Origin of the sequence: Flavobacterium micromati, from assembly GCF_900129585.1 — a bacterium.
Classification (GTDB): Bacteria; Bacteroidota; Bacteroidia; order Flavobacteriales; family Flavobacteriaceae; genus Flavobacterium; species Flavobacterium micromati.
In genome coordinates this window covers 131,617-145,051 of sequence record NZ_FQWF01000007.1, presented here as the reverse complement: position 1 = coordinate 145,051, position 13,435 = coordinate 131,617, and the positions used below count along the sequence as shown (strand labels likewise).

14 protein-coding genes are annotated in these 13,435 nt (G+C 34.3%); 12 read left to right on the top strand and 2 right to left on the bottom strand.

The window, feature by feature from the left end; translation table 11 throughout:
- Positions 1–58 precede the first annotated feature (58 nt).
- From mnmG to BUB42_RS16400, 7 genes are all read left to right on the top strand, one after another.
- Positions 59–1,930: a tRNA uridine-5-carboxymethylaminomethyl(34) synthesis enzyme MnmG gene (gene mnmG, locus BUB42_RS09090; protein ID WP_073019401.1), complete on the top strand. Its 1,872-nt coding sequence runs from the start codon at positions 59–61 to the stop codon at positions 1,928–1,930.
- Positions 1,931–2,624: 694 nt separating this feature from the next.
- Positions 2,625–3,473 (top strand): class I SAM-dependent methyltransferase, encoded by an 849-nt coding sequence (locus BUB42_RS09085; RefSeq protein WP_073019399.1) that lies wholly within the window; start codon positions 2,625–2,627, stop codon positions 3,471–3,473.
- 291 nt (positions 3,474–3,764) lie between these two features.
- The gene (locus BUB42_RS09080; protein ID WP_073019534.1) at positions 3,765–4,334 is read left to right on the top strand and encodes an OmpH/Skp family outer membrane protein; all 570 of its coding nucleotides are present in this window, start codon (positions 3,765–3,767) and stop codon (positions 4,332–4,334) included.
- A gap of 355 nt (positions 4,335–4,689) precedes the next feature.
- Positions 4,690–6,957 carry a helix-turn-helix domain-containing protein gene (locus BUB42_RS09075; protein WP_073019398.1) on the top strand — a complete coding sequence of 756 codons (2,268 nt, stop codon included), beginning with the start codon at positions 4,690–4,692 and terminating at the stop codon, positions 6,955–6,957.
- 227 nt (positions 6,958–7,184) lie between these two features.
- Entirely contained in the window at positions 7,185–7,595 is a 411-nt protein-coding gene (locus tag BUB42_RS16920; protein ID WP_073019397.1) for an HNH endonuclease, read from the top strand.
- A 22-nt stretch (positions 7,596–7,617) separates the two neighbouring features.
- Complete coding sequence (locus BUB42_RS09065) at positions 7,618–7,863, top strand: hypothetical protein (protein WP_073019396.1); 246 nt, start codon at positions 7,618–7,620, stop codon at positions 7,861–7,863.
- A 128-nt stretch (positions 7,864–7,991) separates the two neighbouring features.
- Entirely contained in the window at positions 7,992–8,135 is a 144-nt protein-coding gene (locus tag BUB42_RS16400) for a hypothetical protein (protein WP_170857205.1), read from the top strand.
- Positions 8,136–8,884: 749 nt separating this feature from the next.
- On the opposite strand, the gene BUB42_RS09060 is transcribed toward BUB42_RS16400, so the two are convergent.
- The gene (locus BUB42_RS09060; RefSeq protein ID WP_073019532.1) at positions 8,885–9,700 is read right to left on the bottom strand and encodes an IS3 family transposase; all 816 of its coding nucleotides are present in this window, start codon (positions 9,698–9,700) and stop codon (positions 8,885–8,887) included.
- Between the two features lie 23 nt (positions 9,701–9,723).
- On the bottom strand, positions 9,724–10,002 hold the full coding sequence (locus BUB42_RS09055; protein ID WP_073019386.1) for a transposase: 279 nt from the start codon (positions 10,000–10,002) through the stop codon (positions 9,724–9,726).
- A 50-nt stretch (positions 10,003–10,052) separates the two neighbouring features.
- Here BUB42_RS09055 and BUB42_RS09050 point away from each other — a divergent pair, with 50 nt between their 5' ends.
- From BUB42_RS09050 to BUB42_RS09030, 5 genes are all read left to right on the top strand, one after another.
- Positions 10,053–10,469, top strand: coding sequence for a Crp/Fnr family transcriptional regulator (locus BUB42_RS09050; RefSeq protein ID WP_073019384.1), 417 nt, complete (start codon positions 10,053–10,055; stop codon positions 10,467–10,469).
- Between the two features lie 74 nt (positions 10,470–10,543).
- Entirely contained in the window at positions 10,544–11,386 is an 843-nt protein-coding gene (locus BUB42_RS09045; RefSeq protein ID WP_073019382.1) for an acyl-CoA thioester hydrolase/BAAT C-terminal domain-containing protein, read from the top strand.
- An 80-nt stretch (positions 11,387–11,466) separates the two neighbouring features.
- On the top strand, positions 11,467–12,018 hold the full coding sequence (locus BUB42_RS09040; RefSeq protein WP_084118311.1) for a DUF998 domain-containing protein: 552 nt from the start codon (positions 11,467–11,469) through the stop codon (positions 12,016–12,018).
- 610 nt (positions 12,019–12,628) lie between these two features.
- Complete coding sequence (locus BUB42_RS09035; RefSeq protein WP_073019379.1) at positions 12,629–12,883, top strand: type II toxin-antitoxin system ParD family antitoxin; 255 nt, start codon at positions 12,629–12,631, stop codon at positions 12,881–12,883.
- Complete coding sequence (locus BUB42_RS09030; RefSeq protein ID WP_073019377.1) at positions 12,870–13,175, top strand: type II toxin-antitoxin system RelE/ParE family toxin; 306 nt, start codon at positions 12,870–12,872, stop codon at positions 13,173–13,175. Before BUB42_RS09035 ends, BUB42_RS09030 begins: the two co-directional genes overlap by 14 nt.
- Positions 13,176–13,435: the final 260 nt, after the last annotated feature.

Genomic DNA, 13,435 nt, shown 5'->3' with positions numbered 1-13,435 from the left:
GGAACAAAAGATAGATTTTATAATTAGAACCCGTAAGTAGGGCTAAACTTTACAAAAGATGTTTGTAGATGAATATGATGTAATTGTTGTTGGCGCAGGTCATGCCGGTTCTGAGGCTGCTGCTGCTGCTGCAAATTTGGGTTCCAAAACTTTATTGGTAACAATGAGCTTGCAGAACATTGCGCAGATGTCGTGCAATCCTGCTATGGGAGGTATTGCAAAAGGACAAATAGTTCGAGAAATCGATGCGCTTGGAGGTTATTCTGGAATTGTTTCAGATAGGACGGCAATCCAGTTTAAGATGCTTAATAAATCCAAAGGACCTGCAATGTGGTCTCCAAGAGTTCAAAGTGATCGTATGCGTTTTGCTGAAGAATGGAGAATGATGCTTGAAGGAACTCCGAATCTTGATTTTTATCAGGAAATGGTAAAGGGTTTGATAATCGAAAATGGCAGGATAAAAGGGATACGAACGTCGCTCGGACTTGAAATTCGCGCAAAAGCGGTGGTGCTAACTAATGGAACATTCCTCAATGGTTTGATCCATATTGGTGAAAAGCAATTTGGTGGAGGAAGAGCAGGCGAGAGTGCATCGCATGGCGTTACTGAAGATTTATTGGCTGCAGGTTTTGAGGCCGGAAGAATGAAAACAGGAACGCCCCCAAGAGTCGATGGACGTTCTTTGGATTATTCTAAAATGAACGAAGAAAAAGGAGATGCTAAGCCAGACAAGTTTTCGTACTCCGATGTGACTTCGCCGTTAGTTCATCAAAGATCTTGTCACATGACCTACACTTCTCTCGACGTTCACGATATATTGCGGGAAGGTTTTGATCGTTCGCCAATGTTCAATGGTCGGATTAAAAGTTTAGGTCCGCGATATTGCCCATCAATTGAGGATAAAATAAATCGCTTTGCCGATAAGGAAAGACATCAATTATTTATTGAACCAGAAGGTTGGAATACATGCGAGGTTTATGTCAATGGATTCTCGACTTCGCTGCCAGAGGATATTCAATTTAAAGCATTGAGTTCGGTGGTGGGTTTTGAAAAGGTGAAATTTTTTAGACCTGGTTATGCAATCGAATACGATTACTTTCCACCAACACAATTAAGACATACTTTGGAAACCAAATTAGTTGAAGGTTTGTATTTTGCTGGGCAAATAAATGGAACTACTGGTTACGAAGAAGCGGCATCGCAAGGATTGATGGCTGGTATCAATGCGCATTTAAAAGTGCATGAAAAAGCGCCGTTAATTTTAAAAAGGGATGAAGCATATATTGGTGTATTGATAGACGATTTAATTACAAAAGGTACTGATGAGCCATATAGAATGTTTACTTCGCGTGCAGAATATAGAACGTTATTGCGTCAAGATAATGCCGACTTTAGATTGACACCTATGTCGCATGAAATAGGTTTAGCATCAGAAAAGCGTTTGCGTAGAATGGAGCATAAACTAAATGAATCTGAAAAAATGGTTGCTTTCTTCAAAGAAACAAGTGTTTCTGTTGCTGAAGCAAATCCGATATTGGAATCAAAAGCTACGGCGTTAATCACGCAAGGGGATAAAATGTTTAAAGTATTCTCTCGTCCGCAAATTGATCTGGAAGACATAATGAAGTTTGAAAAGGTAGCTGATTATGTTGCAAATAATCAAGTGGATCAAGAAATTTTAGAGCAAGCTGAAATTCAGGTAAAGTATTCTGGTTACATCGAAAAAGAGAGAAATAATGCTGACAAATTGCTCCGTCTCGAAGATGTGAAAATCCCAGAAAATTTTGATTATGAAAAAATCAAATCAATGTCGATAGAAGCAAAACAAAAACTAAGCAAGATCCGACCAGTTACTATTTCGCAAGCATCGAGAATAAGCGGTGTATCACCAAGTGATGTATCGGTGTTGTTGATTTATATGGGAAGGTAATGTTTAAGGCTGCAGCTGTAAGATTAACGATTTTTGATTTAGATCTGTAATCAAAAATCCGCAATCAAAAATCCGTAATCAAAAATCCGTAATCAAAAATCTGCAATCGTTTTGTTCCACGTGAAACTATTTTGTGAGGTGTTGAAAACAGTAAGGAATTCTGTTTTTAAAGAGAAAGAGGAATTATGTCAACTTTCAAATACTGAAGATCCAGGGATATTAAGTTATAATACAATTAATGGTTTCGATTTGGATTTAACAAACTTATCCAATAAAAAACATTCTTTACTGATTGAGGACGTAAACAAAATTTAAAGATGTGCGTTTACTTTTTTAAAAAATTGATGAAGATTGGTTTGAAATACTTAGAAATAAAAACAGTCGAGCAAGTGGCAAAGGTTCTGAATTGATGGAAGAACTAATAAAGAATTGAAACCGTTTGAATGGATGGGTTGTAGATCATCTAAATGATGTAAGGCAAAATAAAGAGCAATATAAATTTTCCTTGTTGTTTTGTCTTAAAGATGGATTTTTAATTTGGAACGAAATGAAAATTGAAATTAGAAAATATCGGCGGTTAAAATAAATTAGAAGCGCTAAATATAAAAAAAAATAAAAACATCAAGCCCTAAAAGTGACAGTTTCATTTTTAGGGTTTGTTATAAAAACAAACTAAAATACCAATAATTACAAAATGGACATTTCAAATAAAAAGTATTTTTTAACCGTCAAAGATTATTCTGTTTCCCAAGAAACATTTGATTTGTATCACGACACAGAATTGGACATGCTGATTACATCTCCGCAACCCAGTTTAGAAAATTTAGGAAAGTATTACGAAAGTGTCGATTACATTTCGCACACAGATAGCAAAAGATCTTTATTTGAAAAAGCCTACCAATTTGTAAAAAGCATAGCGCTGAAAAATAAATTGAATTTAATTAATTCACTCCAACCTAATAAAGGTAGAATTTTAGACATTGGTGCTGGAACTGGAGATTTTTTATTAGTAGCAAAAGAAAACGGTTGGATAACTGTAGGAGTAGAGCCAAGCGATAAAGCAAAAGCTATTGCAAAAAAGAAGGGCGTTTCTTTTGTGGAAGCAACAAGCGAATTAGAAAATCACTCATTTGACATAATTTCTATGTGGCATGTTTTTGAACATGTTCCCAATTTAGAAAACCAAATCGCAGAATTAAAGCGATTATTAAAACCAAACGGAACGCTTATTATAGCAGTTCCAAATTTTAAATCTTTCGACGCGAAACATTACGGAAAATTTTGGGCCGCGTATGATGTGCCCATTCATTTTTGGCATTTTTCTAAAACAGCCATAAAAAAGATTTTTGGAAAAGAAGAAATGGTTATAGAAAAAGTACTTCCTATGAAATTTGATTCGTTCTATGTAAGCTTACTTTCTGAAAAATACAAAACAGGAAAAATGAATTTCATTAAAGCATTTTTCGTAGGATTGCAATCAAATTGGAAGGCAAAAGAAAATTTCGAGTATTCATCACACATCTACGTCTTAAAAAACAACTAAAAATCATTTTAAGCGCATTTAAACGACGATTTTTAACCGCCTTAACTTCAATGATGACTTTTTTAAAGAAATTCTTTAATTAAAAGATATGCAAGCCATTTTTGATAGTCTTAAATTATATACAAACCAATTGCCATAACAAATTCCTATATGATAAAATAAATAGCATTTTTACAACTTTTTGTCAATGCTATCTATTTTTTTATATTTTTGTCATCAATACTTAAAAACTACAAATTCACCAAAATGAAAACATCAATTAACGATTACCAAAAAAGAAATAATAAAAATATGACCAAAATAGCAATAGTACTTTTCGCATTATCAATTTCACTTGTTTCTTGTAACAAACCGGCCGAAGCAGTTAAGGAAGTAAAAACAGCTTACGTTGACACTTCTGAATTAATGAAAGAATATACAGAGGCAAAAGATCTTGAAGCAAAATACAAAACAAAGGCTGAAGAAAAAGGCAGACAGTTAGAAGCTGAAATCAATCGTTTTAAACAAGAAGCGGCAAACTTTCAATCGCAAGCACAAGCAAATGGACAAACTTGGGCACAACAAAAAGGAGCCGAACTGCAAAAAAGAGAACAGCAATTAGGTTACGCACAGCAATCATTGTCTCAGGAATTACAACAAGAAAGTGGAAAAGAAATGGATTCATTAGTTTCCGGCGTTAAAAAATTCATCAAAGCTTATGGTAAAGAGAAAGGATACGCATATATCTACGGTACAGGCGATGCAGCTTCCATTTTATACGCTGAAGACAAATTTGATATCACAAAAGAAATAATCAAAGCGTTGAACGACAAATATAAAGCACCTGCCAAAACAGAAGAAAAAGCAGAAGTTAAAAAATAGATTAATTCTAGAAATTGAAAAGAAAAGCCTTCATCTACTATTAGATTGAAGGCATTTTTTTTGAAGCTATTTCCCCTTCCCTAAGTTTAGGGACGCTTTGAACGTAGTTCACTGAACACTAATTAAAATGAAAGCATAGTGCAGTAATCTGTCGGTTAGCAACTGTTTTTTTTACACCGTAAAAGGAGCTTTCTCCAGTAGTTCTTTTCTGGTTAGAAAAAAATCACTTGCCAAAACTCGGGGATTTCCGTTACTATCGAGGTAGAAATAACACTGATTTTAGTTACAAATATTTTTTAAAACTTAAACTAGTAGTCCTAAAATTCAATACTTTAGCTTTAAATATACACGCCTAATGCAAACTATTTCAGAAGCCGCCGCTTACACCTTACGATTTATCAATCAAACCCATAGATCTGTATTCCTGACCGGAAAAGCAGGCACAGGGAAAACGACACTGTTACGCGAAATTATTCAAACTACGCACAAGAACACCGTAGTTGTTGCCCCTACAGGTATTGCCGCTCTTAATGCGGGCGGAGTCACGATTCACTCGATGTTTCAATTGCCATTTGGCGGATTTATTCCTGATAATTCATCACCTCAATTTTCTGATAGCACCAAGTTTGAAACCAAAGCTACCCTGCGTAGGCATTTCAGAATGAGCGGTTTGAAAAAATCAGTAATTCGCAATATGGAATTGCTAATTATTGACGAAGTCAGTATGTTACGCGCTGATTTACTGGACGCTATGGATTACATGATGCAATCTGTCCGTAAAAAAAACACCGCTTTTGGTGGAGTGCAAGTGCTGTATATTGGCGATTTATTGCAATTGCCACCGGTAATTCGAGATGAGGAGTGGAGAACATTAAAAGCGTATTACAAAGGAAAATTCTTTTTTCATTCGCATGTAGTGCAGCAAAATCCACCTTTGTACATTGAATTATCTAAGATTTTCCGTCAAACAGACGATACATTTATCGCCGTTTTGAATAATTTGCGAAACAATCAGATTTCGCCGCAGGATATACAAACCCTAAACAAATATGTTAAACCTGATTTTGATTTAAAAGCAAACAAGGGCTATATTACATTGACAACGCACAACAACAAAGCCGATTCGATGAATGCGCAAGCGTTGGAAGATCTTGAAGGGAAGTTAGTAGTTTACAATCCAGAAATAACAGGCGATTTTCCAGACAAAATTTTCCCCGTGGAACAAGAGTTGAAACTAAAAGTAGGCGCACAGGTTATGTTTGTCAAAAACGATCTGTCTTTTGATAAGCATTATTTCAACGGAAAAATGGGTGTCGTCAAATCACTTGCCAGCAAAGAAATCTTAGTTTACTTCCCTGAAGAAAACAAAACCATAGAAGTTGAAAAATACGAATGGCAAAATATCCGATATAAAGTAGACGAAACCACTAAGGAAATAGAAGAGGAGGTTTTAGGGACTTTTGTGCATTATCCCATTAAATTAGCTTGGGCGATTACTGTACACAAGAGTCAAGGCTTGACGTTTGATAAAGCAGCACTCGATGTTTCGCAAGTTTTTCTACCAGGACAAGCATACGTCGCTTTATCGCGTTTACGTTCATTAGAAGGGCTTATTTTGCTATCTCCGCTTCGAATGAATGGTATTTCGAATGATCAAGACGTGATGGATTATTCGCTTAATAAAGCAACTGACGCTATTTTAGCCAACGCTTTACACTTTGAAACCAAAAATTTCATACACAACTATTTGATCAACACCTTTGATTGGAATGAGTTAGCACAAGAATGGCGCAATCATAGATTCAGTTATAATCAAAATTCAGAAATTTCTGAAAAGTCAAAACATGCGCTTTGGGCGAAAAAGCAAGCGGAAATTATCGATCAGCTTTTGGATCCATCCAAAAAGTTTATTGCGCAATTAAACAAACTCTTTTCTCAGGAAACAGTGGATTTGAATCATATTTCCGAACGTATTCAAGCGGCTTTCAGTTATTTCCTGAAACCGTTGGACGAACTCGTATTTGAACTTCTTTGGAAAATTGAGGAAGTAAAGCGTAGCAAAAAAGCAAAAGGATTTTATGAAGAATTAATTGTGCTGGAAGAACTGCAAACCAAAGCCGTTTTGCAATTGATGAAAGCCAAATTATTGATAGAAACGGTAGTTGCTGGAGAAACCATTTCAAAAGAAAAATTAACCTCCACAGAAATAAAATCATACATCAGCCGAAAAGCGGAGGCGATTCAGAAGCAGTTCAAAGAATTAAATGTCACCTTGATTGATGACGACAAAGATGTAGAGCGTTACACTTCGAAAAAGAAGAAAGTAGCAACACCAAAAAAATCAACTGTTCAGGAAACATACGAGCTGTGGGTCGAAAAGAAATCTATTGCTGACATTGCCACCATTCGAGTTTTAACCACACAAACCATTTACAGCCATTTTGTAAAGTTGATTCAAACTAAGGCTGTAGCAATTGCGGAGGTTTTACCTCAAAATAAACTGCAGGATCTGGCTGCCGCTTTTGCAGGTTACGGTGAAGAATCGCTCAATGCGTTGATGGAAAAACACGGACAAAAATTCTCTTGGGAAGAAGCGAGGATGTATAAAGCGAGTTTGAATTAAAATGTTGAGGGTTTTACAAATATATTTTTTCGATGTAAAAGGAATATATTTGTAAGAATATTTAATTATATTTGAAAATAAAAAAAGCGATACAAACATTCGCCAATCTACCTTGTAGTGAATGCCATGCTCTATAAAGTAGCGGCTATTTGTGAGTTAGTGACAAACGAAGTAAACATAATGAACAAAAAGTTAACCAAACCAAACTTAAAAACCAGAGTAGAACAATGAGAAAAATATTCTTATTCTCAGCATTCCTCTTTATCAGTATTTCATGTTTTTCACAGAGCCGATATGTCTCTGAAACAACAAAAAAAATTGTATTCTCAAGGGATGGTGGCATTTGTAACTGCTGCGGAAGCTCTTTAAAATTAGAATATGATCACATCACACCATTTTCATGTGGAGGAAATAGTGATGTCTCAAATATGCAGTTACTTTGCCAACAATGCAATCGAAGTAAGTCGAATAGTTGTACTTGTAAAATACATAACAGGAGAGTTGGAACTAATTGTTGTGACAAAAACACAACGAATAGGTCACTAGTCACTTCAAGTCAATGTTTAGGAACAACAATGAAGGGAAGTAGATGTAAAAAGAAAACAACCAATTTAAATGGCCGGTGCCATTTACATTAAAGACATAAAACATTTTAAAGACATGAAAAAGACACTCTTATTCGCAACAGATCTAACTACTGAAGAGATAATCATTTCAGAATCTCAAAAAGGAAGTAATAAAGTAAATTTCATTGAACGGATTCATCGTAATGAAAATGAATTACTATTTGATGCTGTTGTTACTCTAACTAGAATTACAAATTCTCCCAATATTGATATTGCAATTTTTAAGGCAATGGATAAAGTTTGCCAAATGATTTACGATAAACAGATCGAAAATAAATAGTTAATTTTTAGTAAGTTGGAATTTTAAACATATCGTTAACCTTGACAGAATTAAGGGTTACAATTCTGTGAACTTACGGCTTGGATATTCAATGATTGAAATTAGAAGCCCTAAAGACTTAGTAAATTATGGAAACGACTAAAAAAGAAAAACAGTTTGACGCTGTAAAAATGATGAGAGATATCAGAGATAAAATTAGCTCTGAAACTCAAAATATGACTTTTGACGAATTGAAAGCATATATTAAGCAAAAACTTGCGGAAAAAAAATAAAACCATTTGGACAGTAATATTGACGCATGAAGGCACTATTGCTAACAGCAGTTAAGCTAAAATGGCGATTCAATGCTAGGTAGAAATATTTGTTGTTAATCAAACATTGTTTCTCCGCTTAAACATTTGTGGTAAAGATCGCCATATTTACCAAGCGCTAACCTCCGACCGCTCGAATTTGCTCCTGAAGTTTCGGCACCGTGCCTATTTCAACTGGGTTTATCCAAATTATATTAACTCTTTTTTTACGGCTTCAAATTAATTACGATCAATTACGGACTATTTTATAAAATCCTTTTTTATTCTACGACAAATTAAATATATTAACAAATAGTTAGCGGGTTTTGCAAACTTTGGAGATTTTTAGACGAACTGACGTTAATTTCAAACTTACCGCACCGCATAATCAATAATAAATAGACACATTATCGAACAGACAGACGAAATATTCAGACACTTTGAAAAGTATATAAAACTAAGCGACACTTTAAAAAGTGAACTTATTAAAAGAATTTCGTTTAAGACTTTTAAAAAGGGTGAACTTGTGCATAATGCTGACACAATCTGCATTAAGAGTTACTTTATCCAAAAGGGACTTTTGCGAACTTACTTTATGCTGCGACCTATTCGCGATGCAACTTTTTTAGAAACTTAAGATAGTTTTTTAAGTTTTCATTTCTATTTTCTAGGCTAAAATCGGAAATAACTTTTGACCGGCGAAGCCATTGGTCAAAAAAGTTATTCCGATTTTATGCCACTTCTGTTTTGCTGTACATTTCTCCTGGTGTTTGATAGTCTAACGATTGATGGAAACGCTCGTTATTGTAAAACTCAAAGTATTTTTTCAGACCGTGATACAAGTTTAAAGTAGACTCATAGGCCTGTAAATATACGTTTTCATATTTTACTGTACGCCATAATCGTTCGATAAAAATATTATCTATTGCTCGTCCTTTTCCATCCATTGATATTTTTATATCATTATCAATCAGCAACTTAGTGTGTATTTCACTTGTATATTGACTTCCTTGATCGGTGTTAAATATTTCTGGCATGCCGTGTTTAGTAATCGCCTCTTGAAGAACTCCTGTACACCATTCTGCTGTCATAGTATTGCTTATATCCCAACCCAAGACATAGCGAGTCCGCAAATCGATTATCGCACATAAATACATAAATCCTTTATTCATAGGGATGTATGTTATGTCAGTCGCCCAAACTTGATTCTTCTTTGTAATTGCTAACCCTTTGAGTAAATATGGGTATTTTTTATGTTCTTTAATAGCAATTGTGGTGCGTGGTTCTCTGTAAATCGTTTGCCAGTTCACCAATTTCATTAAGCGTCGGACTCGCTTTTCATTGACAGCAAAACCGCAGTTTTCAAGCCAAAAAGCCATCTTGCGATACCCATAAAAAGGAGTTGCGGTGTATTGCTCTTTCAATAATTCAATAATTGCTATATTTTCATTGTTTTCACCTTTAGGTAAAAAATATAAAGAATTACGATTGACCTTCAATAATTTACATTGCTTCGTTAGACTCATTTTTTCGTTAGAATCGACCATTTTTTGTCTTTCAGTCATCGGCATTAGCTCAACTTTTTTTTTAAAAAATCATTCTCTAACGTAAGTTGTCCGATTCTCGCAAATAGCTTTTCGGCTGGAATTTCTTCTTTTTTCACTATCTCTTTCTCGTGACTGAAAACTGCCGAAATATTTTTAATTGCCTCGGCTTTCCAACTAGAAATCTGGGTGGGTAAAAGCTCATATTTCTTGGCTAAAACCTCCAATGTTTCTTTCTCTTTTAACGCTTCTAAAACAACTTTTGCTTTAAAATCTTTTCCAAATACTCTTCTTGTTCTTGACATAATTCTGCTAATTTAAGGTTTTTAATCCTATCTTAAATTCACACAAAAAGTTGTACGTTTTTTGGGGAGCAGCATACTTTATCAAAGACGGAAAACAGATAAGCGAATATTTCTCCGCAGAAAACGAATGGTGCAATTCACCAAGGAGTTTCAGAACAAGACAGAAAGACATTTATTATATTGATGCTTTAGAAGACACAGAATGTTTTTGCCTACATGTAAATGATTTAGTCTATCTATTTGATAATTTTCCAGAAATGGAACGCTATGCTAGGTTATCTATGGGTACGGTTTTTGGACATTTACTAGAAAGGATAACATCTTTAAGATTTACAACTGCTAAAGAAAAATACGACCATTTTCGCTCAACTTATCAAGACATTTATCCTCGTATTCCGCTGGGAATGGTAGCAACTTATTTAGGTATTACACAAGAAACATTAAGCAGAATTAGAGCCGAAAAGTGATTTTTTGATATAGGTCAAAAGTTATAAGAATTTAAAATCTCAACTTTGGATTTCAAAATATAAAAACAATCGAAATGCAAAATTTAAGACACATTATTTTTGGGCTATTTCTAGTTATCTCGTCCAACTCATTTTCTCAAATAACATTAACAACGCCAAATGTTGAGAGTAAATTATATCTTGGAAACGGTAAAAATCAACCTTTAATTGTTGGACTTGGCGGCTCGGAAGGAGGCAATGCTTGGACCAGCGATTATTGGAAAAAAACAAGAGACCAATTTATTGAAAAAGGCTACGCCTTTTTAGCAATTGGTTACTTTAAAGCAAAAGGAACGCCCGATACATTAAACAAAATTTCCATTGAGAGTGTACATAATGCAATAGTATTAGCTACTAAAAACGCTAATATCAATAAAAAGAAAATTGCAATCGTAGGCGGCTCAAGAGGCGGAGATTTAGCACTTCTAATAGGAAGTTACTATCGAGACATCAAATGTGTGGTAGCAATTGTTCCTAGTCATGTGGCTTTCCCGGGTCATACCAATCATTTTTCTACTTCTGCATGGACATTTAATAACAAGGAACTTCCATTTGTGCCTGTTAATGATGAAGCGGTACCCTTTTTAATGAAACATGATTTACGAGGAACATTTACAGCTATGTTAAAAGACAGCATAGCAGAAGAAAAAGCATTAATTAAAGTAGAAAAAATTAATGGACCTATTTTACTTTTATCTGCTACCAAAGACGACCATATTCCCAGTGTAGAAATTTGCGACAAAATTATAGAACGCCTAAAAGCCAACAAATTTAAAGATGCTAACAAGCATATTGTTATCGAAGGTGGACATGGAGAACCACTAAAACATTTTGATTTAGTATTTAAGTTTTTAGAAGAAAATTTTGCGAAGAAATAAAACAGGTAAAAAAGGCAGAAGATAAAACTAAAATATCTAGTGCAACAGTCACAGGTAAATACTAAAAACAAAAAATAATTATGAGCAATAAATTAGTTTTTTGGACTGGTATACTTGGTGTGACATTCTTTGGTATGGCTTCCTTATTAGGTGGTTTTCAATTTGAAAATTATAACCCAATTTCTCAATACATAAGTGAGACAATGGCAATTGATACACCATACGGAAAAGTATTAAGATTTTTCGGGTACATTCCTAGTGGAATACTATTAACAATATTTAGTTTCGCAGCGCTTAAAAAGTTTCCTAAATCTAATGTGACTAAAATTGGATTTTGCGGACTTGGGATTTTTTACGGAATTGTTACAATAATTGTTGGACTATTTCCTTGCGACAAAGGCTGTAATAAAGAATTAATTGATCCCAGTGTTTCGCAAGTCATTCATAATTTAACAGGTTTATTGACTTACATATTTGTTCCAATCAGCATTATATTTATTGGTGTCGGTTTACGAAAATCAAAAAAGCAGTACGGACTATCAAAATTTGCTATCATTTGCGGATTAATTTGTATTTTGTTTGTCGGTTTATTATTTTCTGATCCTCTAACAAATTTTGCAGGTTTATATTAACGTATTATTGAAGGGACATTTATTATTTGGATTATTACTTGTTCAATATTTATTAAAAGAAGTGGTCAACTTGGAATGATTTAAACCAGAATGAATAGAACGCCAGCAGCTAATATCAAACGGTTCGGTTTGTTCGGTGCGGTGAACGAACACCCGAGCGACAGCGAACGGGCGAAGTAACGAACCCGCGGTTGAATCCTCGGCGGCAAACCAGTAGAACCGGTTGAGAATCCGTCAACACTACGGAGTTATCGTAAGATTTTCGGAAGTCCCGAATGGTCGGGACCAATAGAAAACCTTTTTTTTTGAAGTAAAATAAGATGGGTTTTTATCGTTTTTACAACATTAAAAGGCATGCGGGCCCTTGGCTATTTTAAGTTGATTTTACTAGAAGTCTGTTCTGATAATTGATTTAAACGAATACTCAATTTTCTTTGAAGCCAAAAAAATGTTGTATTTGCAACGTGGTTTTTCAAAATGGCAAACCGCTTAAATAATAATAGATCAGGGAATATTTATTGTAGGCAAATGATTGAACGTGTGATAATTTTTTTCCGCTACTTGCATAAATTACCAAAATTTGGTACTTTAGCTAAAAATATCTAGAACCATGGGAAAGAATACATCCATATCTTTAGGAAATTATTTCGAGGCATTTGTAGAAAAAAGTGTTTCAAAAGGGCGGTTTCAAAATGCCAGCGAAGTTATTCGGGCTGGACTGAGAATGCTTGAAGAAGAAGAAGATAAAATTAGTGCGCTGAGAACTGCAATTAAGGAAGGATTGGATAGCGGTATTGCAAATGACTTTGATCCAAAAAAGCATTTAGAACGATTGCAATCAAAAAGGCAGAATGCAAAAAGCTAAGTATTTTTTGACGCACAAAGCTGTCGAAGATTTATCCGATATCTGGGAATACACTTATGAAGAATGGTCAGAAAAGCAGGCTAACAAATATTATAAATTATTAGTAGAATCCTGCCAAGAAGTAGCCAACAATCCTAATTTTGGCAAATCTTATGAATCAGTCCTTAAAGATTTACTAGGATTTAAAAGCAATCATCATATTATTTTCTTTAGAATTATTGGCCATAATGAAATTGAAGTGGTTAGAATACTTCATGAGAGAATGGATTTAAAATCTAAATTTGAGAAATAAAGTTAGTCTAAATTCTTTATTTTGTTTTTCAATGGCTCTAAATTAAGGATAAATCAATAAAAGTGATTGTAGATTTTTGATTAATGATTCTTAAGTTCAGATTTATTAGTTCCTGAGATTTCGATAAACTCCTTTATTCCTATTAAAACCCCCTCTGCTGCTTATTTGCAATAACTACCTACTTTCATTTAAAATACAAAACTTAACTTTTGCAACGCGTTTTTTATATCGGATAAATAAATCCTCAAGAGTTGAGCTAC